Consider the following 26,288-nt stretch of genomic DNA (forward strand, 5'->3'; position numbering starts at 1 on the left):
TATTTCTTCGATTAGTGTTTTGAAAAACACGTTTGATTACACAAGGAAAGTGTTATTTGGTGTTTTTTTGACCTTAAACGGAATTTATTAAACATTATTGGCTAAAGAAACACCCCCCGAAACAATCATCTTCATTACGTCGGAAGCAGGTAGGTTTAATAAAGTAATACTTGAAGTAGGAACGATAAACATTTCGCCCGAAAAAGCATAAGAATGCGGACAATACACAATGACGGAGTCTTCAAGGTCTAAGAACTTTAAGTCCGTTTGCGTAATGAAGCCTAATTTTTGAATACCATTTTCTTTATTGAAAATAATCCTGACGGGTTGATTAAACTTCTTTTTATCGCCCACGAAAGCACCTATTAAATCTTTTAAAGAAGAGTAAATCAAGCCCACTAAAGGTAACTTAGAAACACCTTCCTCTAAAATTTGTATTAATGGAATAGAGATGAAAGTTGAACCCAAAAAGCCCACAATCATAATGATTGCCACCATGATTGCCAAACCTGTTCCTCTGAAATGAAAGTAAAATTCCTTATCAATTGAGTTCAACAAGTTAAAAATAATATAACCCGTAATATATACTGGGGCAAGTAAAAATAAACCTTTAACAAAATAGCTAAAAAGTTTGGCTGTAATTTGCTTTAATGCGGAAGACATTTTTCGATACTGTTAGAATTTATTTGTTACGTTTGAAAACGATATTTTCAAAGTCAAGGTTCTATTTTTTTAGACGAATGACCCAAAATCGTATCAATATGCCTTCAATATTACTTGATAAGTAAGCTTTGTTCAAAATTTAATTTGATTTTTTAATGATTTGTTCAACAAAAGAAGGATGTTTTTTGAGAAAAATTAAGAAATGACCTTTTCAAAGCTCGTGAAATTCATCACATAAAACAGCCTTTTTGTCAAAAATAAAATTTTCATCGAACAATTATTCGTAATTTTGTAGTCCTTAAATGAGTACAAAGATTTTTTTTGTAGAAATACAAAATCTTAATTTTCAAAAGATGATTTACGAATATAGCTACCTACAAAATTTCATCCGTCAGGTTTTTCTTTCGATTGGCTGTCCCGAAGCGGATGCTACACTTGCCTCTAAAGTATTGATTTCAGCCGATTTGCGAGGAGTAGATTCGCACGGAACGGCACGATTAAGCGGTTATGTTCGTTTATATGACAATGGAAGACTCAATCCGAATCCGAATATTACTATCGTTCACGAAACACCTTCGACAGCCGTCATTGATGGCGACAAAGGTTTAGGTTTAGTAGTAGCCCCCAAAGCCATGCAAATTGCAATGGAAAAAGCTAAGAATATAGGTTCAGGATGGATTTCAGTACAAAACTCCAATCACTTCGGTATAGCAGGCTATCATGCCATGATGGCATCTGATAACGATATGATAGGCTGGGCAATGACCAATGCAGCACCATTAGTAACGCCAACTTTTTCAAAAGAAAAATTATTGGGTACAAACCCCATTGCAGTAGCAGTACCTGCACAAAAAAATCCAGCTTTTGTAGCAGATTTTGCCAGTACTGCCGTGGCCTATGGCAAAATGGAAATATTGCAAAGAAAAGGCTCGCCTGCACCATTGGGTTGGGTACAAGACAAAGAAGGAAATCCGACTGACGACTCAAATGCAGTAAAAAATGGAGGAGCTTTATTGCCTCTTGGTGGAGACCGTGAACACGGTTCACACAAAGGATATGGCTTAGGAGCGATTGTTGATATTTTTTCTGGAGTACTTTCTGGGGCAAATTTTGGGCCATGGGTACCGCCATTTGCTACGGCAGGCTTTATGTCGGCAGGTGAACAAGTAGGAAAAGGTACTGGGCATTTCTTGGGTGCGATGCGAATTGATGCTTTTCGTCCGGCAGAGGAATTTAAAGCAGATATGGATAAATGGATTGACCGTTTTCATGCAGCAGAAGCCGTTGAAGGCAAAAAAGTATTAGTACCCGGCGACCCAGAGCGTGAAATAGAAGCAGAACGCAAAGCCAATGGTATTACACTTTTAGACCCTGTTGTAAAAGATTTACAAGCTTTAGCAAACAGATTTGGTATTGATTTTCAAGGTTTGAGCTAAAATGTTTTATCTTTAAAGATGATTGCGTACTAATGAGCTAAGTCTCCTTGTGTTTGTAGTATTGTTTGATGACGCTTTAAAAATGTAAAAAATATGAATGCAATTCTCATCGAACCGAGTTCTCAAGACGATTATCAACTTTTTATAGATTTAGCAAAAAGGCTTAAAGCTAAGTTTACTGTTCAACAAACCGATGCAATTTCTAATAGTGACATCACCAACGATGCTTCATTTTTTGCTTTGGCAGGTAGCCTTGATTTACCAGAATCAAGCGAGGAATTAATTAAAATAATAGAAGAATCAAGAACGACTAAAGATATTGATACTTCATGGACAGCGTAAAGTACCTGTTGGATTCGAACATTTGTATTCATTTTATTAAAAATGAATACAATATTCCTGCTAAAATTTTATCGGTAGGCTTGGGGAACTGCTATATTTCAGAGTTGACAATCTTAGAACTTATGTATGGAATAGCCAATAGTGCTTCCACTAAAAAAGAAGAAAACAAAGCTAAATTACAGCAGTTCATTGAAGGATTCAAAAATAGAGTATTACCCATTCGTCCAGTTTTTGAAGTTTTTGCAGAACAAAAAACACGTTTGAAAAAATTAGGGAAACCAATTAGTGACTTTGACCTTTTAATTGGCTGTACAGCTTTAACCGAGAATTGTATTCTTGTTAGTAGAAATGTAAGAGAAATGATGAGAATAGAAGGCATCTCATATCAAAATTGGGTTGATTAACAGTTTACACAGTTTTGCCCTACAATTTTTAACCTCAACAAAATTCAAAAAACAATCATCAAAAACGCCTGGCGTTTATTTCAATTTTTATTACAATGCAAACCAATAATAAATTACTACGCTACTTCTTTCTTGCATTCGCTTTGTTTGCAACTATGTTTTCATATTATGTTTGGCAAATTACAAAAACGCCCAACTATGAAGTAGATGAGAAAAAAGGTTTTGCCCTTCTGATTCCTAAAGGTGCAAATTTTGAAGTTGTCTGGGACTCACTCAATAAACATAAAATTGTTAAAGACGAACTTTCTTTTAAATTTTTAGCAAAACTGTTGAAATACAAAGACCACGTTCGTGAAGGTAGATACGTGATTAAAGCTGACATGGGTAATTATGAATTGATTAAAAAGCTACGCTCAGGTAATCAAGACCCTATCAGACTTACTTTCAACAATATTCGTTTGAAAAAAGATTTAGTGCATAAAATTGGGAATCGTTTTGAGTTCGATTCTACTACTTTTGCTCGAATGCTTGAGGATACTTCTATTGCTCGTAAGTATGGATTCACGGACGAGACCATTATGTGTATGTTTTTGCCAAATACGTATGAAGTATATTGGAATACTACACCAGAAGGTTTTATGGATACAATGAAAGGCTGGTACTCTAAATTCTGGACAGAGGAGCGTAAAAGAAAAGCGGCTGAAATTGGTTTAGACCCTATCAAAGCTCAAATTATGGCTTCAATCGTAGAAGCAGAAACAAAAAAAGCTGATGAAAAACCAAGAGTTGCGGGGGTTTATATGAATCGCTTGAATGCCAATATGCCATTGGGTGCCGACCCAACGGTGATTTTTGCTCATCAAGATTTTTCGATTAAAAGAGTTACTAAAGCTCAATTACAAATCAATTCTCCCTACAATACTTATCGTGTAGTAGGTTTGCCTCCTGGTCCAATCAACTTACCAGATTTGGCTTCAATTGATGCCGTTTTGAATTACGAACATCATAAGTATATGTATTTCTGTGCCAAAGAAGATTTTTCTGGCTACCATAATTTTGCCGAAACATTCAAAGACCATTTGAACAATGCTCGCATTTATCAAGAAGCTTTGAATAAATTAAATATTAGAAAATAGCTTTTTTTGCTATGAGCTTTGAGCAGTGAGCTATGAGATTTGAGCTGTAAGCTGTGAGATTCGAGCTACGAGCAAAAGATAGTTAAAGACTGAATAAATATTTATTAACTCAAAGCTTATAGCTCGTAGCTCAAAACTTTGAGCAAAATATAGTTAAAAACTGAACAAATATTTATAATTTTTTGCCAATTCAGAACTAATTAGCTCAAAGCTGATAGCTCATAGCTCAAGGCTAATAAAAAATTTAACTAATGTATCAACACGAATACCAATACCGAGTACGCTATGCCGATACTGACCAAATGGGCTATGTCTATTATGGAAACTATGCTCGTCTTTATGAAATAGGACGAGTAGAAGCCCTTAGAAGCTTAGGTTTTAGCTATAAAGCAATGGAAGATTCGGGAGTGATGATGCCTGTTTATGAGAATACTTCAAAATACATTGCTCCTGCTTTGTACGATGAACTCCTGACGATTCGTACTACCATTAAAACACTTCCAGCGGCAAGAGTTGTTTTTCATTATGAAATTTTGAATACGAAAGGCGTTTTAGTCCACAAAGGAGAAACGACTTTGGTTTTTGTGAAAATGGAAAATAATCGTTTGACTACCGCACCCAAAGAATTGTTGGAAAAACTAAAGCCTTTTTTTGACTAACACTTTGGGAAATTAGAAGTATGTTATCCATTTGCTATCAATTTGAAAAATGCTTGAGAAAATTAAACATACAAAGCAATTCGCACGATTTCGCCTATTATTGAGACGCTTTCATTTGGAAAATGTAGCTGATACAATTTATCAAATCTTAGAAGTTTTGATTGGTAAAATTCTACAATTTGATATTGACGTGCGTGCAGCCGCCGTCGCCTATAACTTTACTTTGGCGATTTTTCCAACTATCATTTTTCTTTTTTCTCTCATTCCTTACATTCCCGTCGAGCATCTTGATTTAAAAATTATTGCTCTATTATCGGAAGTACTACCGAAAGGAATTTTTCATGAAGCCCAAGAAACGATTATTGAAATTGTGAGTAAACCTCGTGGAGGTGTTCTTTCTCTGGGTTTTATTTTTGCTTTGTATGCTTCTACAAGTGGCATGATGGCATTGATGCGAGCCTTCAACTTTACTTATGAAACGTCTGAAAAAAGAGGTTTTATTCAAGCCAGACTCATTGCTGTAATGTTGAATTTTCTACTCACTTTTGTATTAGTGGTAGCCATTGGCTTTCTGATTGTGGGAAGACTTTTAGTAGATTTTTTGTTCGATGAAGGCGTATTAAACCGAGACTTTACATTTTATGCACTTCAGTTTCTTACTTATTTTGTTATCTTCTTAATCTTCTTTATTACTATTTCTATTATTTATTACTGGGCTCCAGCGATTCATGAAAAATGGAAATTTTTTAATGCAGGTTCAATCACAGCCTCAATTCTTACAATTTTAGTTTCCAATTTATTTTCGTTTTACTTATCAAATTTTGCTTCATACAACCGCCTTTATGGGGCGATTGGTACATTCATTGCTCTTATGGTTTGGCTTTATTTAATTGCCTTAATTCTGATTTTAGGCTTTGAAATCAACGCAAGCATTGTACAAACTCTTTATAAAAAGGATAAAAACAAAAGGAAAACCAACAGTTAAGTATTCATTAGCAAATAACGACTAACATTTTATATTCCTAATTATAAGACACTTATATAATCCTAAAATTTAATACTTAGCGTAATGTCTTTATTTTTATGGCTAAAAAATAAGAAAGCCACCTTTCAGAAAAAGTGGCTTTTCAATAACACTAACCCATAAAAATCAATTGACGATTTCGTCATTTTTATTTTTACAAAATACATCCTTGCCAACATCATGCCAAAGATTCATTCTTTACGTATAATTTATGTTTTTCACGCCAACGGTTAGCATTATTGCTTTGTGCTACAATCACGAAAAATTTATAGAAGCCTCAATCCAGTCTGTTCTCAAGCAGAGTTATCAAGCTATTGAATTAATTATCATGGATGATTGTAGCACTGATGACAGTAGAAATAAAATTTTAGCCATTTCTCAAAAACACCCTTCAATAAAAATCATCTTCAATGAACGCAATTTAGGCAATTGCAAATCCTTTAATCAGGCTTTAAAATACGCTAAAGGAAAGTATATCATTGATTTAGCGACTGATGATATTCTCTTGCCCGAAAGAGTTCGTAAACAAGTTGAAGCCTTTGAAAATGCTACTACTGATACGGGTGTCGTATTCTCCAATCTTGATTTTATTGATGAAAATGCTACTTATCTCAAGACTTTTTATAAGGCTGAACAAAACGTTCCGAGCGGAGATATTTATGAAGCATTAATCCGAAAATCTTTTATTTTACCATCGTCAATGATGATAAAAAAAGAAGTATTCGACGAACTAAAAGGTTATGATGAAACACTGGCTTATGAAGATTTTGACTTCTGGATTCGTTCGTCTCGTAACTGGAAATACAAATACTTGCCCGAGATTTTAACCCAACAACGCATTGTTTCGGGTTCGCTTTCTACCAAGTTTATCCAAAAGAAAAACCATTTAGTACCTTCAACAGTACAAGTTTGCAAGAAAATTTTAGCTTTAAATCGTTCAGCATCTGAAAACAAAGCCTTAGTTGAAAGATTACATTTGGTACTCAGACAATGTGTTTTTTCTGAGAATTTTGACGCTGGCAATGAAGTAATTGAATTATTGCAACAACTGAACGGACATAATTTTTTGACTTACTTTTTTACGATACTCAATACTTTGAAAATCCCAATAAATCGCCTGTACTTAACTTATCGGCTTTGTTTAAGCATTAAGAATAGACTGATAAAAGTCTAATAATTTCTTTTCTTCGCTACGCCAGTTATAATATTTTTCGACTGATTTTTTCCCAGCCTCTCCCATTGCTTGGGCTTCTTTCGGATGATTGAGTAACCAAAGTATTTTTTTTACCAAAGCATTTTCGTCTTCTGAATTAATGCCAAAACCACATTTCGCTTGCTGAATCACCGACAAACAATGTGGAAAATCAGCAGTAATTACTGGCAAAGCTGTTGCCATATATTCAAACATTTTGGTTGGATATGAATCTCTGTAATCGCCAAAATCTTTCAATAAAGCCAAGCCTACAAAAGCATCTTTTGAGATTTCAGCGGTTTCTTCAAAAGCCTTCATACCGAAGTAATGTACATTTTCGGATAAATGATTTTCTGAAATCCAGCTTTGAAATACTTGAGCAAATCCATCATTGTTAAAGTAACCAAAAAGATTAAGTTGAATATTTGAAAATTGATTTTTTAAGATACAAATCGCTTTAAGAATTGTATCAAAAGCCCTTTCTTCGGAAATCTGTCCTACATAAAAAATGGTAGGTTTTTGAAGGTTTGGTCTAAATTGAATCGTAGAAAATTGCTCAATTCGTGGATAATTCAACAAAACAGTATGTTGTTTTGAAAGATTTGGATAACTTGTCAGATAAGTATTTTCAGCGAAAATCAGGAAGAAGTATTTCCGAGCAATTTTATCAAAAAACTGAAAAAGGAGTTTATAAAGTCGCTGGTTATATTGTTCTTTGGAAGCGATTTTTTTGTGCATATTTTCATAAACATCTAAAATAATTTTGGTGTTAAACAACTTACAAAAACAGCCAAAGGGAACGAGTTCCCAAAGATGTAAATGAACGATTTGCGGACGAATCTTAAAGAAATAATACAATATAATTGGGTAATTAAAGAGAACTCTTTTCCAGATTTGAGGGTAATAAGATAAAGGATAAATCTGTGCTTTTTCTTCACGGTCGTTCAAGCCGACAGCCTGTAAAACATAGACATCGTAAGTAGCAGCCAAACTACTGACTTCTTTCTGAATCACTCTTGGCGAGTAATTGCCAGTAGCAATATGGAGTACTTTGGGGCGAGTTTGTGAAGATTTGTGCCAGAACATTTTATAAACAATTAATCATTAGCATAGCTAAACAACTCATGGCAGAATTTATAAGACTTTATGAAAAAGGGACGGATATGAGAAAGGTAGCTCAAATCGTAGCCTGCTTGCGTGACGGTGGTGTAATTATTTATCCGACCGATACAGTGTATGGAATGGGTTGTGATATTCATAATACTCGTGCAGTAGAGAGAATATGTCAAATCAAAGGAATTAAGCCCAATAAAAACAATTTTTCATTCATTTGCAACGATTTAAGCCACATTTCTGATTATGCTAAAGTATCAAATGCAGGTTTTAAATTAATGAAAAAAGCTTTGCCTGGGCCGTTTACTTTTATATTAGAAGGCAATAATAAAGTACCAAAAGTACTTTCACAAAGTAAAAAAACAGTAGGTATCAGGATTCCAGACAATGAAATTCCACGTTTGATTGTCCAAGAATTAGGCAATCCAATTATTACCACTTCTATTCATGACGATGATTCTATCGTAGAGTATTCAACCGACCCAGAATTAATTTTTGAGAAATTTCAGCATCAAGTAGATATTGTAATTGATGGCGGTTATGGAAATAATATTCCTTCAACCATTGTAGATGCTACCACAGATGACTTTGATATAATTCGTCAAGGATTGGGAGATTTATCGGTGTTTGTTTAAAGGTGTATTCCTTAGGTTTTTAATGTAACCTAAGGAATACATTTTTTTACTATACCGATAAAGCCAATATTTTATTCGCTTCTTTAATTTCATCTTCGATGATGGTATGTGCCATATTAGGGTAGATTTTTTCGGTAACATTTGCCCCTAAATCTTTAAAAATATTGGTAGTGGCATATACTCTTTCAACAGGTACATGAAAATCTGGATTGCTCGAACCTATAAAAATAGGCGTACCTTCAAAATTTCCTTGATAACGATTGGTTTTTAGGCTATCGCCAATAAGTCCTCCAGTGAAAATAAATGCTCCGCCAAATCTTTCGGCATTTCGTCCCAAAAATTCAGAAGTCAAACAAGCTCCTTGTGAAAAGCCCGTGAAGTAAATATCTTTTGATTGAAATCCTTGGGCTTTTAATTGATTTACCAAATCGGTTACCAAACTCAATGCCGACGATAAATAAGGTTCATTTTGTGCTTCGGGAGCTAAAAAGCTTAGTGGATACCAAGTATTGCCTGTTGCATTTGGAGCAACAAGAGCAAAATCTTTCACAGATAAATGCTCTGCCAAGCTTAAAATACTCTGAGCATTCGCTCCTCTTCCGTGAATCATTATCAGTACTTTGGAAGCTGTATCTAATGGTTTTCCTGCGAAAACGGTATTTTCTATTTGATGAATTGCCATGATTATAATGTTTTTTGGGATTGAATAAGTAATCAATAGAACAAGTGATATTTTCAGTATAAATAATTGATGATTAGTGAAAAACTAATCACCAATTACTAATTACCAATCACTCTCTAAGTCATTTTTTACACTTTCAAAGCATATTTCTCTAACGTTTTTTCTAAAGAAATAGGCTGTAATAATTTTTCAATTTGACCTCTGTTGCGTTCTTGCCAAGGTGGTAATTTTAAAGCTGTACCCAAGTTTTCGACGGTTTCATCTAAAACAAATCCCGGAGGAGTAGTAGCTACTTCAAATAAAACGCCTCCCGGTTCACGAAAATAAATTGAATGAAAATACTGTCTGTCAAGCACTTGTGTTGGCACGTAATGTTTTGAAAGTAAAATTTCACGGACAGCTTGTTGTGTTTCATCAGTTGGCGTATCAAAAGCAATATGATGCACTGTACCAATACCACCTTGTCCATATCTTTGGTTTGAATCCCAAAGAATATCTACATATTTTCCAGCTAATTCGCCTGCGGCGTTTTCAGGGACATAACGTCTTCTTACGCCTGCTTCACCGATAAATTTATAACCTAAATGACCTGTTAATAGTGCTTCTGTGCGTTCGTAACTGGTTTCCCATAATTCACTTCCCCAAAAACCACGGATAGCAAATTCAGCAGGAATATGTCCATAAGTGAATGGCGAGCGAGTATCAGTATCGTTGGCAACCAATTCTAAACCCAAGCCGTCTGGGTCTTCAAAATAAATAACCGCTTCGTTGAAACGACTTTGTGGGTGTTTGTATTTAATATCGTATTGCTCAAAACGTTTCATCCAATAGTCAATCGCATTCATCGGAATTGAAAACGAAGTCGTTGCGGCTTGTCCTGTTCCATGCTTTCCTCTGTAAGGACTTGCCCCAAATGGGAAGAAAGTCATAATACTTCCTGCATTACCAGTTTCGTCGCCATAATAAAGGTGATAAACATCTGGAGCGTCGAAATTAACTGTTTTTTTCACTAAACGTAAGCCTAAAAAGCCTGCATAAAAATCAAGATTTACTTGTGGGTCTGAAGCCATTGCTGTAATGTGATGCAAACCTGTTATTAATGGAGTTTTCATTTTCTTGTCCTTTTTGTGATGTTTTAATGATTCAAAGGTATATCAATTATAAAGGCATAGAAATGGCAAAAAGAGGGTAGCTCTTGTCAAAATAACGGATTGTGATTTTTTATGAGAAATATTTCATCAAAATGGATAAAATCAGCCTGCGAACTGTTTACTCTTAAAATTGATATTACCTTTCACTCAATTTTAACCCTAAACATGATGAATTCAACAATTAGAATACAACAACTTCAAGCTCCCTTTGTTTATAAAAGCATGGAGGCAATTGAAATGGAAAGAACTAAACCCTCAAAAGAGGTACAGCCACACCGACATAATTTTTTTACGGTGATTGCCCTCGAAAACGGAGTGGGGACACATCAAATTGACTTTAAAAATTATGCTTTAAAAGCTCATACAGTTTATTTTGTTTCACCTGAGCAAATTCATCAACTCGAAGTTGAACCCGATACTTTAGCTTTATTAAAAGGTCATGTAATGATGTTTACGCCCGACTTTTTATTAAAGTACAGTATTTCGCCCGAGGCATTGACAGAAATGTCTTTGTTTTTTAATTGTGATGAATCCAAACCTTTATCACTCACAGCGACTGATATGGAAAGAATTTTACCTTTTTTTGAAAAATTCAAAAGCGAAATCAACAAGCAACAGCCTTATCAATGGGAAGCCGTCGGGGCATGGTTGAAGCTATTTTTATTAGAGTGCAATCGTCTAAAGTATGAAAATCAAGAAAAAAATATCAAGCTTGATAAACGTCAGGCAGATATTGTGAGGCATTTTAAAAATGATGTAGAAAAACATTTCAGAGCGTGGCATCAAGTAGCAGATTATGCCGATTCGCAACACTTGACGAGTAATTATCTCAACGAAATCATAAAATCAGAAACAGGTACTTCTGCCAAAGATTTTATTATGAATCGTTTGATTTTAGAAGCCAAACGATTGGCCCGTTTTTCGGAAATGTCTGCCAAAGAAATTGCCTACTCACTGGGCTATGAAGATGCAGCACAGTTTAGTAAATTCTTCAAAAAATGTGAAGGTATTTCATTTTCTACTTTTAGGGAAATGAGGGAATGATTTAAAAATGTTGAATGTTGAGTGCGGAGTTTTGAGATTTAATTAATATTGTTTTAAGCAAGCACAACTAATCACCAATCACTCTTCTATTATTAGATTTCAGAAAAACCATGATTTTGACAACATAAATCATGGTTTTTCTATTTTCTGGGCTTTGTCCTTGCTCTAACTTTGTCACAAACAAACAAAGAGATGAAAGTAACAAAAATATATGCCGACCAAACAGGAGAATCGCACTTTGAAGTTTTGGATATTCTTTTAGAAAAAAAAGGAACAATTGGCGATTTGTCTGATTTACAACCTGTTTCAGACTTGATTTTCAGAGAAAATGAAGCTACTTACGATTGGGATTTCCATCACGCACCAGCCCGACAGTACATTGTTTTACTGGATGGAGCAATAGAAATTGAAACATCAGATGGAGAAAAAAGAACTTTCTACGGAGGAGACATTTTATTGGTAGAAGATACTTGGGGAAAAGGACATCGCACCCGAAACATTGAAGCCAAACGCAGAAGGTCATTATTTATTCGCTTTTAAAAACATCAATCAAAATAACATTAAACATTCATTAATTATGAAAACTTCAGATTTTATAAAAGGTATTCATCACGTAACAGCTACGGTAAATGATGCCCAAGCAGATTATCAATTTTATACACATACTTTAGGAATGAGATTGATTAAGAAAACAGTCAATTTCGATAATCATAACGTCTATCATTTCTATTATGGCGACCAAGTTGGTACTCCAAGTACCATTTTCACCACCTTCCCTTATAAAGGACAGCCCAATGTAAAACAAGGCGAAGAAGGAACAGGATTAATTATCGCTACGGCTCTTTCTGTACCAGCATCGGCACTTCCATTTTGGGAAAAACGCTTGACTGAACAAGGCACAAGCGTCTTGCACGGTAAACGTTTCGGACAATCTTACCTTTGGTTTCGTGACCCTTCGGGCTTACAAATCGAATTGATTGGCGATGATACTGATACTCGTAAAACATGGATTAGTCCAGATGAAACAGAAATTACCGAAGCCGTTGGCGTAAAAGGTATTCACCACGTTACGCTTTCGATTGCACCCGAACATTGGGAATTGATGCTTGATTTTTTACAAGCAGAAATGAATATGACTATCGCCGCCCAAGAAAACAACAGAGTACGCTTGAACGTAAACGGTGGTGGTGCTGGAATGTATCTTGAAATGCGTTTGGATGAAAATACTGCTCATGGACGCAATGGCATTGGTACAGTTCATCACGTAGCATGGATTGTTGAAGACGACGCTGCCCTAATGGCAATGCGTGAAAGAATGATTGAAAAAGGTTTTGTACCTACTGATATGAAAGACCGCAAGTATTTTCATTCAGTTTACTTTCGTCCTTATGCCGGAATGTGGTTTGAAATGGCAACACTCGCACCGGGCTTTACCGTTGACGAAGCAGAAGAAGAATTAGGTGAACATTTACTTTTACCCGAATGGGAAGAAGTAAACCGCAAAGAAATAGAGGCTAACTTGCCCAAAATTGGATAATGTTTTATGCTTTACAAACAAAAGGTCGGGACTTACGTCTCGACCTTTTGTATTTATCTCTATCGTTATTGGGTCTTTACAGATATTTTATTTAATTGTTGAAACTGAAAATCAATCTTTCTTCAATTCAGTCCGTAGTTTTTCTATTAGTTCAGTCGTCAAATTTGTACCTTGTGCAATGGTCTCATTATCTAAACCTATTGAAATAAGGCTTTTGGCGATATTAATTTGGGTTGCTTTAACGGCTTTTCCAACAGCTTTTTCGACAGCCTCTTCAACAGCAGTATCAATGACATTTTTCATATCCAGATAGTGGATTAAACTTTGTTCGTATTTATCTCTTTGTTCTGCACTCATAATTCAACAATTTAAGAATGATTAAAATAGTACAAAAGCTTAGAATTATTTTGAAGAAATCTGTTGTTGAACAGATACTACAAAATCAGCAGAAACGCCAGCAATCTCCGCAATTGTTTCAATGTCAAGCCCTTTTGATAGTGCTTTTATTACAGTTTCAGTTTTTACAGCTAAGTTTTCAGCTTCTCGTGCTAGTTTTATCTTTCTACTCTCAGCCTTAACAGATTCTGCATTGCGTGCGATTAAAATCTCTAACGATGCCTTTTCATCTGGTGTCATTTTTCGACTGTCTAACTCATCAATGGCTACTTTTAACCATTCTTCATCCCAAAATGTAGGAAATTGTATTGGCTGGGTAACTGTATGAAGTGTTTTCATAGTATAAATGATAGAAAGTTTAAATATGTTTAAGGTGAATAACACCGGTAAAACCTTTCATTCAATAGGTCGGGACTTAAGTCCCGACCTATTGAATGAATTTTTATTGTGTTTTCACAAATATTTCGTTGAATTGTTCGTGAAGAAATGAATAGTGGCAATAGATTAAGCTTTACGTGATTTTATTTCGGTATCTATTTGTTTTAGAACGATAAAACTTGGTAAAAGAGTGAGAACACTAGCACCTCCAACACCAAGTAATACATAATTTTTACTTTTTACAACAAGATAAACCAGAGTAATTAAAGCAATTGTCATCACAATGCACACTCCTATAAAAGCAGCCTTTGCCTTTTTTTGTTTTATTAGTAGTTCTTCTAAGGTTAATTCAGCGAGTTTGTTATTTTCTTTCATTTGATTATTTGGGTTTGATGGTTTGATGAATTTTTTACACTTTTATTTTTTTATCGCCATTGTTTGTGTCTCCACAAATAATTTGGCGAATTAGCTTATCCATTACGTTCAATCATAATTGATGATGGAACAAAATATTAGGTTATTTGTGATGATACGAATAAGAGATAGTGTAAGCCTACTCTTAAATTCCTATTTATGAGATATTTATTGAATCTTTCTATGTTAAATGAAATTCGATAACACCCTCTTGCCTCTGAAACTATATCAACAAATCACCCACTAAAATACACAAATTTTCGATAAAAGTTGAAGCTTTAATTTTGGCTGATGACATGAATTTTAATCAAACATTTTATATTTTATTGCTGACTAACAATGATTCTATGCAACCTTACAAAACTACTTTGCTGACTTACAATAATTCTCTGTAAGCTTACAAAGCTGTATTGCAAGCCTGCAAAAGTTTATTGTAAGAATGAAAAACCATTTTGCTGACTTACAATTATTTTTTGCAAGTTTACATGAACATTTTCTTGCCTTTATTTCTTTGAAATAAGGTTGCAAAACTTTTTTGTAATCTTACAAAATGTCATTGCAAGCTTACAAAATTGTTTTGTTTCCTTACAAAAGTCTATTGTAAGATTACATTTTTTTCCATCAAGACTCACTCAATATTTTTTTTGCTAATTTATTTTCAATAAAACCTTTTTACAATTCAGACTTTACGATTTCTAATTTAAAAATACCCATTTCAACTCCTCAGTCGTATAAGTAATTGATTGGCAAGCCTATACTTCTTTCGGCTGTGATATTATCTTAAACAAATAATACAATATAGATTTAAACTATTCATATATAAAAACTATCAATTTGATTTATAAAATTCTTCCATGTAATTTTGAGCATTGATTATAAAAAAAATAACATATAATCTTAAAAAAATATTAATGATTTAAAGTTTAAAATCAGAGCAATTTCTATATTTACAGAATAGAAAATAAAACCTCAAAAGCTAATTCGCTAACAATCAAATCTGTAAAACTGAAATAAACTTTAAGTCTATCAATAAGCAGTCCTCAAAATTTATCATTACATTAATTTTAAAATCGACATGGAACAACATTCATCATCACAAAACGGAGCAGGCAAATGCCCTTTTAATCATGGTACAGGTGCAACCCCAATCATCAAGCAAACCGCTGGCGGTGGTACGAGAAATCACGATTGGTGGCCCAATCAATTAAGGCTAAATATTTTGCGTCAACACTCTGCTTTGACGAATCCAATGGGTGAAGATTTCAATTATGCTGAGGAGTTCAAATCGCTTGATTTGGCTACTGTTAAGCAAGAAATTGTTGATTTAATGACTACTTCACAGGATTGGTGGCCAGCAGATTATGGTCATTATGGCCCTTTCTTTATCCGTATGGCTTGGCACAGTGCTGGTACTTATCGTACTGCTGATGGTCGTGGTGGTGCTGGTGCTGGTACACAGCGTTTTGCTCCTTTGAATAGCTGGCCAGACAACGGTAATTTGGATAAAGCTCGTTTGTTGCTTTGGCCAATTAAACAAAAATATGGTAAGAAAATCTCTTGGGCTGATTTGATGATTTTAGCAGGTAACTGTGCATTAGAATCAATGGGCTTTAAAACTTTTGGATTTGGTGGTGGTCGTATAGATGTTTGGGAACCAGAAGAAGATATTTATTGGGGTTCAGAAGGAAAATGGTTGGACGACAAAAGATACTCTGGCGATCGTGAATTAGAAAATCCATTAGCGGCTGTACAAATGGGATTAATTTATGTAAACCCAGAAGGACCAAATGGTACTCCAGACCCATTAGCGGCGGCTCGTGACATTCGTGAGACTTTTGCACGTATGGCTATGAACGACGAAGAAACGGTTGCTTTGATTGCAGGTGGACATACTTTTGGTAAAGCTCATGGAGCCGCAGACCCAAGTAAATATGTTGGTCCAGAACCAGCGGCAGCAGGTATTGAAGAACAAGGACTTGGCTGGAAAAATACTTATGGCAGTGGTAATGGTGGTTATACTATCACAAGTGGTTTGGAAGGTGCTTGGACAAGTACGCCAACACAATGGAGTAATGGTTACTTTGATAACTTATTTGGTTATGACTGGGAATTGACGAAAAGCCCTGCTGGAGCTCATCAGTGGACACCAAAAGGTGGAGTAGCAACAGACCTCGTTCCTGATGCACACGATGCCAGTAAACGCCATGCTCCAATCATGTTCACAACCGATTTGGCTTTGAGATTAGACCCTGCTTATGAAAAAATCTCAAGACATTTCCATGAAAACCCAGAAGCTTTTGCAGACGCTTTTGCTCGTGCTTGGTTTAAATTAACGCACCGTGACATGGGGCCAAAAGTACTTTATTTAGGAAATGAAGTACCAGCAGAAGATTTGATTTGGCAAGACCCAATCCCTGCTGTTGACCATGAACTTGTTGATGAAAACGATATTGCAGCCTTGAAAGCAAATATCGCAGCTTCTGGCTTGTCTGTTTCGGAATTGGTATCAACTGCATGGGCTTCTGCTTCAACTTTCCGTGGCTCAGACAAACGTGGTGGTGCTAATGGTGCTCGTGTTCGTTTAGCTCCACAAAAAGATTGGGAAGTAAATAATCCTGCTTCTTTAGCTAAAGTACTTCAAACACTTGAGAGTATTCAAGGTGAATTCAACGGTATTCAAACGGGAGCTAAAAAGGTGTCATTAGCAGACCTTATCGTGTTGGCTGGTAATGTGGGTATCGAACAAGCAGCGAAAAATGCAGGTTATGAAATTACAGTACCATTTACAGCAGGACGTACCGATGCTTCGGCTGAACAAACTGATGTTGAATCATTTGCTGTACTTGAACCAATTGCCGATGGTTTCCGCAATTATAAAAAGAAACAATACAGTATTTCTACGGAAGAAATGTTGGTAGATAAAGCACAGTTAATGACGCTTACTGCTCCTGAAATGACTGTTTTAGTAGGTGGTTTGCGTGTGTTGAATACTAATTTCGACCAGTCTTCACATGGTGTATTTACCAAACGTCCACAAACATTGACGAATGATTTCTTTGTGAATTTACTTGACTTAGGAACTACTTGGAGTGCTATTTCAAACGACCAAGAGGTATTCTTAGGACGTAGCCGTAAAAACGGAGAAGTAAAATGGACAGGAACAAGAGCAGATTTGATTTTTGGTTCAAACTCTGAGCTTAGAGCCATTGCCGAAGTATATGCTTGTGCTGACGGACAAGATAAATTCGTAAAAGACTTTGTAGCTGCATGGACAAAAGTAATGAACCTTGACCGTTTCGATTTGTAGTAATACTTTAGAATTTTAAAAACCATTAGGGCTGAGGATTTTCTCAGCCCTATTTTATTTTAGGCAAAGAAATATTTTTCTTTACTGCAAAAAGCCTAATTCCTACGATACTCATCACTGTTAAAGTTTCGACTAATTCTGTCGGCAAACCTATTTTTCTGAGCAAAAAGTACAACAAACCACCGATAATACAAGCTGTTGCATAAATCTCTTTCTTGAAAAGTGTCGGGATTTCATTCAAAAAAGTATCTCGAATTACACCACCAAAACAAGCCGTAATTGTTCCTAAAATAATACAAGCCATCAAGTCCAAATCAATGGCAAGTCCTTCTTGGATTCCTCTTAAAGTAAAAAATCCTAAACCCAGCGAGTCGAAGAGTGTTAGGGTTTTATCCAATTTTTCAATATGATTTTTAAAGAGTATTGTAAGTACAGCAATGCCAATAATCAACAAAATCACAGAAGAATCGAGCAACCATCTTACAGGAAAATGTCCAATCAAAACATCACGAATCGTTCCTCCACCAATAGAAGTCACGAAAGCGATTACTGATAAACCAAAAATATCCAATTGTTTTCTGATGCCAGCCAAAGTACCCGAAACAGCAAAAGCAATCGTTCCGCCAATATTAATAATCGTAAAAAATTCCATAATCTTTAATAAAAAAAGACTTGATGATTACTTCTGGGTAATCATCAAGTCATACTGAGTTATCTGCAAAATTAAATTATTTCACTGGTACTTCGTGTAATAATTCTAAACCAACTGACGAACGTGGCGGAAAACCTGTCCAGTTCTTTTCGTTTGAATTCGCTTGTACCGACAAGTACTTCCCAAAATCTTTTTGTTTCAACTGAATGCCTAAAAATGCTGTGATAAAATGTTGGTTGATATTATTGATGCGTTTTTCGTTCCAAGCAGGTTCTGAATAATGAAAATAGTCTCTGGCATGTTCCGGAATAAAAGCCTCCGCTGGTGGTGGATTCGGTGCTACATTATGGCGGGCATTCATATAAGTAAGCAAGTAACGGTCGCTATTAATCGTTCCTTTATAAATCGCCTTGATTCCATCTTCATAACCCGAAATATCATCTTGATTTCCTGCTACAAAAAAAGTAGGTACTTTCAAGCCTTTTAGTCCTTCGGCATCCCAAACCCCACGTTGCATTCCCCACGGAGCAAAAGCAACTACCGCTTTGATGCGTGCATCTTGCGAAGCCGCATACTCAGCATTACCAGCAGAGCGTACTTCGATGGCTTTACTACCGCCCGTCAAAGCAGAAAACAAACCAATCGCTTGCTGGCTATACCCTGCTCCTGCGGCATTCAACACGCCATAACCACCCATTGAATAACCAATCAAAGCCGTATTATTGGCATCCGCTAATCCTGCCAAAAAGCTCTTACTATTAGCTTTCGACAATTCAGCCATTTGATTCAAGACGAACAAAATATCTTTTCCTCGATTCAATAAAGTACTCTGAAAAGGCGAAGCATCACGATAAGTAGATTCTGTATGGTCAATTGCCACCACAACATAGCCTTTTGAAGCCAAATTTTCTGTAAGATAAGTCATCAAATATCTTGAACCCAAGTAACCATGCGACACAATCAGTAAAGGAAAAACTCCTGCATCAGTTCTCGGTTTTGCATCACGAGCCGCTCTACCCGGAAATTTGAAAGGAATTAATGGACGTTTAGGGTCGTTTGAAACACCAAATACTTGGTCGTAGAGTACAGCTTCTTTTTCATTTTCAGCCAAGTTGGCTGGATACCAAACTTCTACTTTCAAAGGTCTATCATAAAGTGGGTCAACGCCTGCTTTCGATTTCAGAATATCCACTTGTCCTTTATGCACAAATTCAAGTGTTCTTACTCCTACTTTGTATTCTCCTCTGGGAGCTAATTCGGGAGCATCAGGCATAGCATCGCCAAAGACATAATCTGTTTTTTGAGCTTGTGAAGTAGTTTTAACACTCGTTAAAACCAACAACACAAAAGCTGCCGTTTTCAGCAATTGTTTAAAATTTTGTTTCATAGTTGATTGAGATTGTAATAAATTTGTGATTGGTAAATAGTTATTGATGATTATTATTTTTTTCTTAATTATTTGTTTGTCAGCTATTTAACGAAATAAACATCACTAAAGAAGTAATAAAAGTTACTGATTCGTAATTATCAATCATTGCCAAAAAAAATCATAATTCAAAATTCATAACTAACTCAATATCCTCCCAAGTACTTCCTAATTACCCATTCAGCCGTGAGTAAAGTAAGTATCAAGAAAAATATCCAACGAAGATTTATCATTTCTTTTAAGTCTTCAGTGGCTTCTATTTTATCAGGTACTTGATGATTCAGTATTGCTTGTTTCAAAGTTTCAAACTGATTGTGCTTGTAAAATGTTCCGCCAGTTTTTTTCGATAATTGTCTTAACTCATCAAAATCAGCCGTCAGGTTTGCATTTTCGATTTGTAAATCTCTAATCACAAATTCGCCCGTAGCTTGCTCAGTTTTACCAAGTACTGTTGCTACGGCTTTGTAGCGATACACGCCTGCGGGTAAAGTACTGATTTCAAATTTGGTATTTTCTGGAGAAGTCGAATAAGTAAAAGTTTTAGTAATGCCTTTCTCGTCTTTGATTTCTAATTTTATCGGTATATCATAAAGTTTTTCGTAAATGGCATTATAAATTTCCGTTTCAAAAACGACCTTCTCTCCTACCGATAACAAATTTCTTACAGGATATACTCTTAGTTTTCGTTTGTCGTCTTTGGCTGAAATATATTGTAAAACTTTAGTAATAATGTCGTCCACTACCACTTGTTTTTCTGTGAGTTGGTATTCTTCCAAACGCCAATTCCAAAGTCCTTCACCCATAAAAATCGCCGATTTTTTTGCACCTGTACCGACAGCTAATAAAGGATTGGGAGTTTGCGTGTTCCCTACTTTTTGGTACAGAACAACTTCTGTATTGGGCAACAAAGTATATTCACCAAAAGGAACTGAAATAGGCGAAAACTTTGAAACGATGTCTAATTGATTCGATTCAAAATTTAACGATTTAAAATTCTTGTTAAAAACGCCTGTTACTTTGTCGATTTCTCCAAAATCAGTATTGATTTTTACTAACTGATTCCATTGGTTCAATTGGTTCACACCAGATTGATTTCCCAAAACTAAAAAAGTAGGAATTCCTTTGGCAATTAAAGGCTGATAAACGTTCTCATAAGTATCTTCTACATCGGGTAATTGGTGTAAAATCAGTAAATTATAATTCTTAGAAAGTACATCAGGATTCGCATTTTCGGTTAGAATTTTTACATCTACTTCATAATTTTCATTTTTTTCGATGATACTTTTCAAGGCTTTTACGTCTGGATGCGGAGCAAGTGCCAAGAGTAAAATTTTCTCTTTTCCATCAATTACTTCTACATAAACGTCTTGACGATTGTTACGATTAGTAAATTCTCCATTCAGAAAATCTACCTCAACAGTCAAATGCTGAACGCCAATTTGCGAAGCCGTTGCATTGAATGTTATGCTTTTAAAATCATCATTTTGCTGAAAACTCAGTACTTGTTTATCAATAATTTTTCCTGCTTGTTTCAAATACACATTGGCTGTTTTTCCCGAAAAACCAAAAGCAGAAATATCTGCCTGCACAGGAAATTTATTACCCAAGTAGGCAATTTTATTGGCGTAAACGGTTTTGATGGCTACGTCTTTTTTGGGAATAGTATCGCCCAAACCGACAGTGTTGACTACAAAATTGAAGTTTTCGGAAGCAGGCGAAATTCCTTCATTGAAAATTCCATCTGAAACCAAAACTACATCTGTTAGATTTTGGTCTTCAAAAGTATTTTTAATACCAGAAAGTAACTGTGAAAGGTTACTGGTAGCTTTATTGAATTGAATGCTGTTGAGGTCTTGAGGTTTCTGCTCGTCGAAGGTAGCAAAATCTACTTGGTATTCTTTATTTTCTAAACTTTCTTTTAAATCATTAAGGCTATTTTTGAGTTCAGTAAGTGTTTTTTGTCCAACGATATTGAGAGATGAAGAATTATCAATGGCAAAAACGACTGTCTTTTTTTGAGTAACTTGTGTGATTTGACGAATCAAAAAGCTAAGTAAAAGCAAGGACAGCACACTGACAGACACAAATCTGAAAGCAGCCAATAAATAATTTTGGGATTTAGTCCAATGCGTATTTTTTTGGTAGAGAACAAAAGCATAAACGCCACCAACCAAAAGACAAAGCGGAATAAACCAAGGAGAGGATTGAAAGAGAAAATCGAATTTCATGTTGGGGTTGTTTGTTGTCTCTTATCAAAATAGGTAGAAAATAATTGTGAATTAGTGAATGAGTGATTTAGTGACTGTTTTTAAATGAACCACTAAATCACTCATTCATTCACTACGTCAACATACCACCATCAACTTGTAATACTTGACCAGTGATATAACGAGACATATCCGAAGCTAAGAAAACACAAGCGTCTGCTACTTCTTCAGGTTGTCCGCCACGTTTCAAAGGAATAGATTTTTTCCATTCTTCAGTAGCCGCAGCATTTAATTCGCCAGTCATTTCGGTTTCGATAAAACCAGGAGCGATGGCATTTGAACGAATATTTCTTGAACCTAATTCTAAAGCGACAGATTTAGTAAAACCAATAATACCTGCTTTAGAGGCTGCATAATTTGCTTGACCAGCATTTCCACGAATACCTACCACAGAAGTAAGGTTGATAATAGAACCAGCCTTTGCTTTCATCATAGGTTTTGTAGCTGCTTTAGTAAGGTTAAAAACAGATTTCAAGTTTACTTGAATCACAGAATCCCATTGCTCTTCTGTCATACGCATCAACAAGCCATCTTTGGTGATACCTGCATTGTTTACTAATACATCAATTTTCCCGAAATCAGCTACTACTGAATTCATCAAATCTTCTGCTTGTTTGTAATCAGAAGCATCCGAACGATAGCCAACTGCTTTAACACCTAAAGCCGATAATTCTGCTTCTAAAGCCTGACCTTTTTCCACAGATGAAAGATAAGTAAAAGCAACATTTGCCCCTTCTTGAGCCATTTTAAAGGCAATTGCCCGACCGATGCCTCTTGAAGCACCCGTTACCAAGACCACCTTGTTAGTTAATAATGCCATTTATTTTGAATTAATTGTTATTTCCAAAGCTCAAAAATAGCACAACGCCCCAAGACAACAAAATTATATCCAGTATCTTTGAAAGTACTTGTACTTTTCCTTGATTTTTTAGGCTTTCAACTCCAATATTTCAATAACCGTTTGTCTTTCAAGTTTTTGAATTAGTAAAACAAAAAGGGCTATCTCAAAATTTTCATTTGAAATAGCCCTTCTTTTATAAAGACTAATTTATTCTTCTGTCGGAGACGTTGCTAAAACTCTTGAGAGCGTTAGAGAATCGCCTTCACCTGAGTAATCTGCTAAGATAACGTCGCCATTAGCTAAATCACCTTTTAAAATTTCTTCGGCAACTGGGTCTTCTAAATAACGTTGAATCGCACGATTCAAAGGTCTTGCACCATATTGCGAATCATAACCTTTTTCAGCAATAAAGTCTTTCGCTTTTTCTGTCAATTCAACAGTATATCCAAGATTTGTGATACGAACAAATAATTTTCTCAACATTAAGTCAATGATTTGGTGAATGTGTTCACGTTCAAGAGAATTAAACACGATAACATCATCCAAACGGTTCAAGAACTCAGGAGAGAAAGCTTTTTTCAAAGCATTCTGAATCGTTCCTTTCATCGCTTCATCCAAACCTTCGATTTTAGTTTTGGTTGAGAAACCAATACCTGTTCCGAAATCTTTCAAATCTCTTGCTCCAATATTTGAAGTCATGATGATGATTGTATTACGGAAATCTACTCTTCTACCCAAACCATCTGTTAAAATACCATCGTCTAATACTTGCAACAAAATATTAAATACATCTGGGTGAGCTTTCTCGATTTCATCTAATAATACAACTGCGTAAGGTTTACGACGAATCTTTTCAGTCAATTGTCCACCCTCTTCATAACCCACATATCCCGGAGGAGCTCCAACCAAACGAGATACACTGAATTTCTCCATGTACTCACTCATGTCGATTCTCACTAAAGCGTCTTCTTTGTCGAACAGATAAGTAGCTAAAACTTTCGCTAACTCAGTTTTGCCAACTCCCGTAGGCCCTAAGAAAATAAATGAACCGATTGGTTTTTTAGGGTCTTTCAAACCTACTCTTGTACGTTGAATCGCTTTTACAAGTTTAGCAATCGCAGGATTTTGTCCGATTACTTTACCTTGTAATTCCTCATTCATATTCAAAAGTTTTTGTCCTTCCGTAGCAGCTACACGGTTTACTGGAATACCAGTCATTTGTGCAATTACTTCGGCAACACTTTCTTCTGAAACTGTATAACGACGACGTTTGGTATCTTCTTCCCAATCACGTTTTGCACGGTCTAATTGGTCTAACAAACGTTTCTCACGGTCACGCAACTGAGCAGCTTCTTCGTATTTCTGCGATTTTACTACTGCATTTTTCTCTTTCTTGATATTTTCGATGGCTTCTTCCAAACGAACAATATCTTCAGGAACAGTAATATTTGAAATGTGAACTCTCGCTCCTACTTCGTCCATTACATCAATCGCTTTATCAGGCAAGAATCTATCTGAAATATAACGTTCAGATAATTTTACAGCTTGCTCGATTGCCTCATCTGTATAAGTTACGTGGTGATGGTCTTCGTACTTATCTTTGATGTTGTTCAAAATTTCGATGGTTTCTTCAATAGAAGTAGCATCTACCATTACCGTTTGGAAACGACGAGCCAAAGCTCCGTCTTTCTCAATGTATTGGCGATACTCATCCAAAGTAGTAGCACCGATAACTTGTATATCACCACGAGCTAATGCAGGCTTGAACATATTAGAAGCATCTAATGAACCTGACGCACCACCAGCACCAACAATGGTATGCAATTCATCAATGAACAAAATCACATCTGGTGATTTTTCCAATTCGTTCATTACCGCTTTCATTCTTTCTTCAAACTGACCACGGTATTTTGTACCTGCCACCAATGAAGCTAAATCAAGCGTAACCACTCGCTTGCCAAAAAGTACACGAGATACTTTTTTCTGAACAATGCGTAAAGCTAAACCTTCGGCAATGGCAGTTTTACCCACGCCAGGCTCACCAATCAAAATTGGATTATTCTTTTTTCTACGAGAAAGAATTTGAGCAACTCTTTCTATTTCTTTTTCACGCCCAACAATTGGGTCAAGTTTACCAGCTTCTGCAACTTTTGTTAAATCCCTACCAAAATTATCCAATACAGGTGTTTTAGATTTTTCAGCACCTTTATTAGTAGTAGAACTTCCCCCAGCAGCATTTCCTCCAGAAAACATTCTTGCATCATCATCGTTGTCGTCGGTATCAGACGGCCCCGATTTGATATTTGGATTCGATTGATATTCTACCATGTCTTTGATTAATTCATAATTTATCTGGAACTTCTCAAGGATTTGTTTGGCTAAATTATCTTCATCTCTGAGAATCGCCATCAACAAATGCTCTGTTCCAACGAGGTTTGATTTGAAAATTCTTGCTTCCAAGTAAGTCACTCTCAATACTTTCTCGCACTGTCTTGAAAGTGGAATATCTTGTTTGTTTTTGATGGTGAAAGAAGAGCGAACAGCACTTTTAGTTGCTTGTTCTATCGTGACACGCAGGTCATCAAGGCTGGTTCCACATTTCTTTATGAGTTCAAGGGCAATGCCCTCTCCTTCCCGAATCATTCCTAAAATAAGATGTTCAGTCCCGATGTAGTCATGACCAAGCCTGATTGCCTCCTCACGAGCGAGTGAGATAACCTCTTTTACTCTGTTTGAAAATTTTGCCTCCATTCTTAGAGCTTTTGAGTTATAGCGTTATAGAGTATCTGAGTTAAATTTTGTAAAATTTGTTCTCGGACTTAGAATATCTTTCTTGGAAACATATCCTAATTTCTCTTTTAAATTAAACTTTTAACATTAAAATAATCGTCTTTGTTCATTTTATCATTGAACTGTGTAGAATCTTTGAAGCTTGATTTCCCTGACAAAATAGCAAATCAAGAATAGACAGATTAGGTACAAATTCACTGCCAAAGTTCTGTCGATAGGCTACTGGCTGGTAGATTCCGTTCAAGCTAAAATCCCTTTTTGGGTGAATTTTGCCTCTGAAATCAAATTCTACTTCCTTTTCATATTTTTCAGTAAATGTAATCTTTTTTTCGAGCCTTAAAAGCTTTAGACAAATTGACAGTAATTCTACATTTAAATCGAACAAAAAGTCAGGTTTTTTGTCTAAAATATTTTTGAAATATTCTGCATAAAACTCAAAAAAAGGTGACTTCCCATAGGCTGAATGAATCGCTCCCCAATGTCTTCTTATCCAATCTTGGTGATATTCTATCCGCAAATCCCGAATCAAAACTTTTTTGTTGCCATTTTGTACTGGAATAGACAGTGAATCAATCTTATTCGTTGTCTGAATTATACAACGATTTCGGTAACTTTGTTTTTCGTAATATTCGTGTGCTTCAATCGTAATTACTTCTTGTTGAAGTATGCAAGCAAAATATTCGAGACTTGGTAAATATTGTAAATCAATTATCATTTCTCTAAAATACGGTATAATGATTTAATTTCAAATTTTTAAATAAAAATCATTTGTATTAATACCCGATAAATACAATTTTTC

General features: G+C 35.5%; 25 protein-coding genes. 12 read left to right on the forward strand and 13 right to left on the reverse strand.

Going from position 1 to position 26,288, the window contains the following annotated elements:
* Window positions 1–87 precede the first annotated feature (87 nt).
* The gene (locus VB248_RS20635) at window positions 88–663 is read right to left on the reverse strand and encodes a DUF502 domain-containing protein (RefSeq protein WP_323298729.1); all 576 of its coding nucleotides are present in this window, start codon (window positions 661–663) and stop codon (window positions 88–90) included.
* A gap of 353 nt (window positions 664–1,016) precedes the next feature.
* On the opposite strand from VB248_RS20635, the gene VB248_RS20640 reads away from it, so the two are divergent.
* The 7 genes from VB248_RS20640 (at window position 1,017) to VB248_RS20670 (ending at window position 6,838) form a co-directional block, all read left to right on the forward strand.
* On the forward strand, window positions 1,017–2,099 hold the full coding sequence (locus VB248_RS20640) for an Ldh family oxidoreductase (RefSeq protein ID WP_323298730.1): 1,083 nt from the start codon (window positions 1,017–1,019) through the stop codon (window positions 2,097–2,099).
* Between the two features lie 93 nt (window positions 2,100–2,192).
* On the forward strand, window positions 2,193–2,441 hold the full coding sequence (locus VB248_RS20645) for a hypothetical protein (protein ID WP_323298731.1): 249 nt from the start codon (window positions 2,193–2,195) through the stop codon (window positions 2,439–2,441).
* Window positions 2,429–2,845 (forward strand): PIN domain-containing protein, encoded by a 417-nt coding sequence (locus VB248_RS20650; protein ID WP_323298732.1) that lies wholly within the window; start codon window positions 2,429–2,431, stop codon window positions 2,843–2,845. The genes VB248_RS20645 and VB248_RS20650 overlap by 13 nt, the downstream gene beginning before the upstream one ends.
* Window positions 2,846–2,940: 95 nt before the next feature.
* Entirely contained in the window at window positions 2,941–3,981 is a 1,041-nt protein-coding gene (mltG, locus tag VB248_RS20655) for an endolytic transglycosylase MltG (protein WP_323298733.1), read from the forward strand.
* A gap of 251 nt (window positions 3,982–4,232) precedes the next feature.
* Window positions 4,233–4,640 (forward strand): acyl-CoA thioesterase, encoded by a 408-nt coding sequence (locus VB248_RS20660; RefSeq protein ID WP_323298734.1) that lies wholly within the window; start codon window positions 4,233–4,235, stop codon window positions 4,638–4,640.
* A 49-nt stretch (window positions 4,641–4,689) separates the two neighbouring features.
* Window positions 4,690–5,625, forward strand: coding sequence for a YihY/virulence factor BrkB family protein (locus VB248_RS20665; RefSeq protein ID WP_323298735.1), 936 nt, complete (start codon window positions 4,690–4,692; stop codon window positions 5,623–5,625).
* A gap of 250 nt (window positions 5,626–5,875) precedes the next feature.
* Window positions 5,876–6,838, forward strand: a complete 963-nt coding sequence (locus VB248_RS20670) for a glycosyltransferase family 2 protein (RefSeq protein ID WP_323298736.1) — start codon at window positions 5,876–5,878, stop codon at window positions 6,836–6,838.
* Here VB248_RS20670 and VB248_RS20675 read toward each other — a convergent pair.
* The gene (locus VB248_RS20675; protein WP_323298737.1) at window positions 6,806–7,942 is read right to left on the reverse strand and encodes a glycosyltransferase; all 1,137 of its coding nucleotides are present in this window, start codon (window positions 7,940–7,942) and stop codon (window positions 6,806–6,808) included. The genes VB248_RS20670 and VB248_RS20675 overlap by 33 nt on opposite strands.
* Before the next feature lie 38 nt (window positions 7,943–7,980).
* On the opposite strand from VB248_RS20675, the gene VB248_RS20680 reads away from it, so the two are divergent.
* Complete coding sequence (locus VB248_RS20680) at window positions 7,981–8,604, forward strand: L-threonylcarbamoyladenylate synthase (RefSeq protein ID WP_323298738.1); 624 nt, start codon at window positions 7,981–7,983, stop codon at window positions 8,602–8,604.
* Between the two features lie 49 nt (window positions 8,605–8,653).
* Here VB248_RS20680 and VB248_RS20685 read toward each other — a convergent pair whose 3' ends face one another.
* Window positions 8,654–9,286 (reverse strand): alpha/beta hydrolase, encoded by a 633-nt coding sequence (locus tag VB248_RS20685; RefSeq protein WP_323298739.1) that lies wholly within the window; start codon window positions 9,284–9,286, stop codon window positions 8,654–8,656.
* Between the two features lie 128 nt (window positions 9,287–9,414).
* Window positions 9,415–10,398 (reverse strand): ring-cleaving dioxygenase, encoded by a 984-nt coding sequence (locus VB248_RS20690; protein WP_323298740.1) that lies wholly within the window; start codon window positions 10,396–10,398, stop codon window positions 9,415–9,417.
* Between the two features lie 204 nt (window positions 10,399–10,602).
* On the opposite strand from VB248_RS20690, the gene VB248_RS20695 reads away from it, so the two are divergent.
* From VB248_RS20695 to VB248_RS20705, 3 genes are all read left to right on the forward strand, one after another.
* Window positions 10,603–11,481, forward strand: coding sequence for an AraC family transcriptional regulator (locus tag VB248_RS20695; protein ID WP_323298741.1), 879 nt, complete (start codon window positions 10,603–10,605; stop codon window positions 11,479–11,481).
* A gap of 192 nt (window positions 11,482–11,673) precedes the next feature.
* Window positions 11,674–12,021, forward strand: coding sequence for a cupin domain-containing protein (locus tag VB248_RS20700; protein ID WP_323298742.1), 348 nt, complete (start codon window positions 11,674–11,676; stop codon window positions 12,019–12,021).
* A gap of 37 nt (window positions 12,022–12,058) precedes the next feature.
* The gene (locus tag VB248_RS20705; RefSeq protein ID WP_323298743.1) at window positions 12,059–13,018 is read left to right on the forward strand and encodes a VOC family protein; all 960 of its coding nucleotides are present in this window, start codon (window positions 12,059–12,061) and stop codon (window positions 13,016–13,018) included.
* A gap of 111 nt (window positions 13,019–13,129) precedes the next feature.
* Here the strand turns inward: VB248_RS20705 and VB248_RS20710 are convergent, their stop codons facing one another.
* The 3 genes from VB248_RS20710 to VB248_RS20720 form a co-directional block, all read right to left on the reverse strand.
* On the reverse strand, window positions 13,130–13,375 hold the full coding sequence (locus tag VB248_RS20710; protein ID WP_323298744.1) for a hypothetical protein: 246 nt from the start codon (window positions 13,373–13,375) through the stop codon (window positions 13,130–13,132).
* Window positions 13,376–13,420: 45 nt separating this feature from the next.
* Complete coding sequence (locus VB248_RS20715) at window positions 13,421–13,753, reverse strand: hypothetical protein (protein ID WP_323298745.1); 333 nt, start codon at window positions 13,751–13,753, stop codon at window positions 13,421–13,423.
* Between the two features lie 165 nt (window positions 13,754–13,918).
* Entirely contained in the window at window positions 13,919–14,167 is a 249-nt protein-coding gene (locus tag VB248_RS20720) for a hypothetical protein (RefSeq protein ID WP_323298746.1), read from the reverse strand.
* Between the two features lie 1,114 nt (window positions 14,168–15,281).
* Between VB248_RS20720 and katG the strand changes: the two genes are divergently transcribed.
* Entirely contained in the window at window positions 15,282–17,513 is a 2,232-nt protein-coding gene (gene katG / locus VB248_RS20725) for a catalase/peroxidase HPI (RefSeq protein WP_323298747.1), read from the forward strand.
* A gap of 49 nt (window positions 17,514–17,562) precedes the next feature.
* Here katG and VB248_RS20730 read toward each other — a convergent pair whose 3' ends face one another.
* The 6 genes from VB248_RS20730 to VB248_RS20755 form a co-directional block, all read right to left on the reverse strand.
* Window positions 17,563–18,165 (reverse strand): trimeric intracellular cation channel family protein, encoded by a 603-nt coding sequence (locus VB248_RS20730; RefSeq protein WP_323298748.1) that lies wholly within the window; start codon window positions 18,163–18,165, stop codon window positions 17,563–17,565.
* A 76-nt stretch (window positions 18,166–18,241) separates the two neighbouring features.
* A complete protein-coding gene (locus VB248_RS20735; RefSeq protein ID WP_323298749.1) occupies window positions 18,242–19,552 on the reverse strand; it encodes an alpha/beta hydrolase family protein in 1,311 nt (436 codons plus the stop codon).
* 185 nt (window positions 19,553–19,737) lie between these two features.
* Window positions 19,738–21,819, reverse strand: a complete 2,082-nt coding sequence (locus tag VB248_RS20740) for a vWA domain-containing protein (RefSeq protein WP_323298750.1) — start codon at window positions 21,817–21,819, stop codon at window positions 19,738–19,740.
* Between the two features lie 112 nt (window positions 21,820–21,931).
* Complete coding sequence (fabG, locus tag VB248_RS20745) at window positions 21,932–22,678, reverse strand: 3-oxoacyl-[acyl-carrier-protein] reductase (RefSeq protein ID WP_323298751.1); 747 nt, start codon at window positions 22,676–22,678, stop codon at window positions 21,932–21,934.
* Between the two features lie 228 nt (window positions 22,679–22,906).
* Complete coding sequence (locus tag VB248_RS20750) at window positions 22,907–25,450, reverse strand: ATP-dependent Clp protease ATP-binding subunit (RefSeq protein WP_323298752.1); 2,544 nt, start codon at window positions 25,448–25,450, stop codon at window positions 22,907–22,909.
* A gap of 145 nt (window positions 25,451–25,595) precedes the next feature.
* Window positions 25,596–26,204 (reverse strand): WbqC family protein, encoded by a 609-nt coding sequence (locus VB248_RS20755; RefSeq protein WP_323298753.1) that lies wholly within the window; start codon window positions 26,202–26,204, stop codon window positions 25,596–25,598.
* Window positions 26,205–26,288 lie beyond the last annotated feature (84 nt).

Origin of the sequence: Arcicella rigui, from assembly GCF_034929435.1 — a bacterium.
Lineage (GTDB): Bacteria > Bacteroidota > Bacteroidia > Cytophagales > Spirosomataceae > Arcicella > Arcicella rigui.

What these genes read in the sequence shown, in the direction of transcription:
- VB248_RS20635 (WP_323298729.1), bottom strand. Translation starts at nt 663, where the DNA reads ATGTCTTCCGCATTAAAGCAAATTACAGCCAAACTTTTTAGCTATTTT.
- VB248_RS20640 (WP_323298730.1), top strand. Translation starts at nt 1,017, where the DNA reads ATGATTTACGAATATAGCTACCTACAAAATTTCATCCGTCAGGTTTTT.
- VB248_RS20645 (WP_323298731.1), top strand. Translation starts at nt 2,193, where the DNA reads ATGAATGCAATTCTCATCGAACCGAGTTCTCAAGACGATTATCAACTT.
- VB248_RS20650 (WP_323298732.1), top strand. Translation starts at nt 2,429, where the DNA reads ATGGACAGCGTAAAGTACCTGTTGGATTCGAACATTTGTATTCATTTT.
- mltG (WP_323298733.1), top strand. Translation starts at nt 2,941, where the DNA reads ATGCAAACCAATAATAAATTACTACGCTACTTCTTTCTTGCATTCGCT.
- VB248_RS20660 (WP_323298734.1), top strand. Translation starts at nt 4,233, where the DNA reads ATGTATCAACACGAATACCAATACCGAGTACGCTATGCCGATACTGAC.
- VB248_RS20665 (WP_323298735.1), top strand. Translation starts at nt 4,690, where the DNA reads ATGCTTGAGAAAATTAAACATACAAAGCAATTCGCACGATTTCGCCTA.
- VB248_RS20670 (WP_323298736.1), top strand. Translation starts at nt 5,876, where the DNA reads ATGTTTTTCACGCCAACGGTTAGCATTATTGCTTTGTGCTACAATCAC.
- VB248_RS20675 (WP_323298737.1), bottom strand. Translation starts at nt 7,942, where the DNA reads ATGTTCTGGCACAAATCTTCACAAACTCGCCCCAAAGTACTCCATATT.
- VB248_RS20680 (WP_323298738.1), top strand. Translation starts at nt 7,981, where the DNA reads ATGGCAGAATTTATAAGACTTTATGAAAAAGGGACGGATATGAGAAAG.
- VB248_RS20685 (WP_323298739.1), bottom strand. Translation starts at nt 9,286, where the DNA reads ATGGCAATTCATCAAATAGAAAATACCGTTTTCGCAGGAAAACCATTA.
- VB248_RS20690 (WP_323298740.1), bottom strand. Translation starts at nt 10,398, where the DNA reads ATGAAAACTCCATTAATAACAGGTTTGCATCACATTACAGCAATGGCT.
- VB248_RS20695 (WP_323298741.1), top strand. Translation starts at nt 10,603, where the DNA reads ATGATGAATTCAACAATTAGAATACAACAACTTCAAGCTCCCTTTGTT.
- VB248_RS20700 (WP_323298742.1), top strand. Translation starts at nt 11,674, where the DNA reads ATGAAAGTAACAAAAATATATGCCGACCAAACAGGAGAATCGCACTTT.
- VB248_RS20705 (WP_323298743.1), top strand. Translation starts at nt 12,059, where the DNA reads ATGAAAACTTCAGATTTTATAAAAGGTATTCATCACGTAACAGCTACG.
- VB248_RS20710 (WP_323298744.1), bottom strand. Translation starts at nt 13,375, where the DNA reads ATGAGTGCAGAACAAAGAGATAAATACGAACAAAGTTTAATCCACTAT.
- VB248_RS20715 (WP_323298745.1), bottom strand. Translation starts at nt 13,753, where the DNA reads ATGAAAACACTTCATACAGTTACCCAGCCAATACAATTTCCTACATTT.
- VB248_RS20720 (WP_323298746.1), bottom strand. Translation starts at nt 14,167, where the DNA reads ATGAAAGAAAATAACAAACTCGCTGAATTAACCTTAGAAGAACTACTA.
- katG (WP_323298747.1), top strand. Translation starts at nt 15,282, where the DNA reads ATGGAACAACATTCATCATCACAAAACGGAGCAGGCAAATGCCCTTTT.
- VB248_RS20730 (WP_323298748.1), bottom strand. Translation starts at nt 18,165, where the DNA reads ATGGAATTTTTTACGATTATTAATATTGGCGGAACGATTGCTTTTGCT.
- VB248_RS20735 (WP_323298749.1), bottom strand. Translation starts at nt 19,552, where the DNA reads ATGAAACAAAATTTTAAACAATTGCTGAAAACGGCAGCTTTTGTGTTG.
- VB248_RS20740 (WP_323298750.1), bottom strand. Translation starts at nt 21,819, where the DNA reads ATGAAATTCGATTTTCTCTTTCAATCCTCTCCTTGGTTTATTCCGCTT.
- fabG (WP_323298751.1), bottom strand. Translation starts at nt 22,678, where the DNA reads ATGGCATTATTAACTAACAAGGTGGTCTTGGTAACGGGTGCTTCAAGA.
- VB248_RS20750 (WP_323298752.1), bottom strand. Translation starts at nt 25,450, where the DNA reads ATGGAGGCAAAATTTTCAAACAGAGTAAAAGAGGTTATCTCACTCGCT.
- VB248_RS20755 (WP_323298753.1), bottom strand. Translation starts at nt 26,204, where the DNA reads ATGATAATTGATTTACAATATTTACCAAGTCTCGAATATTTTGCTTGC.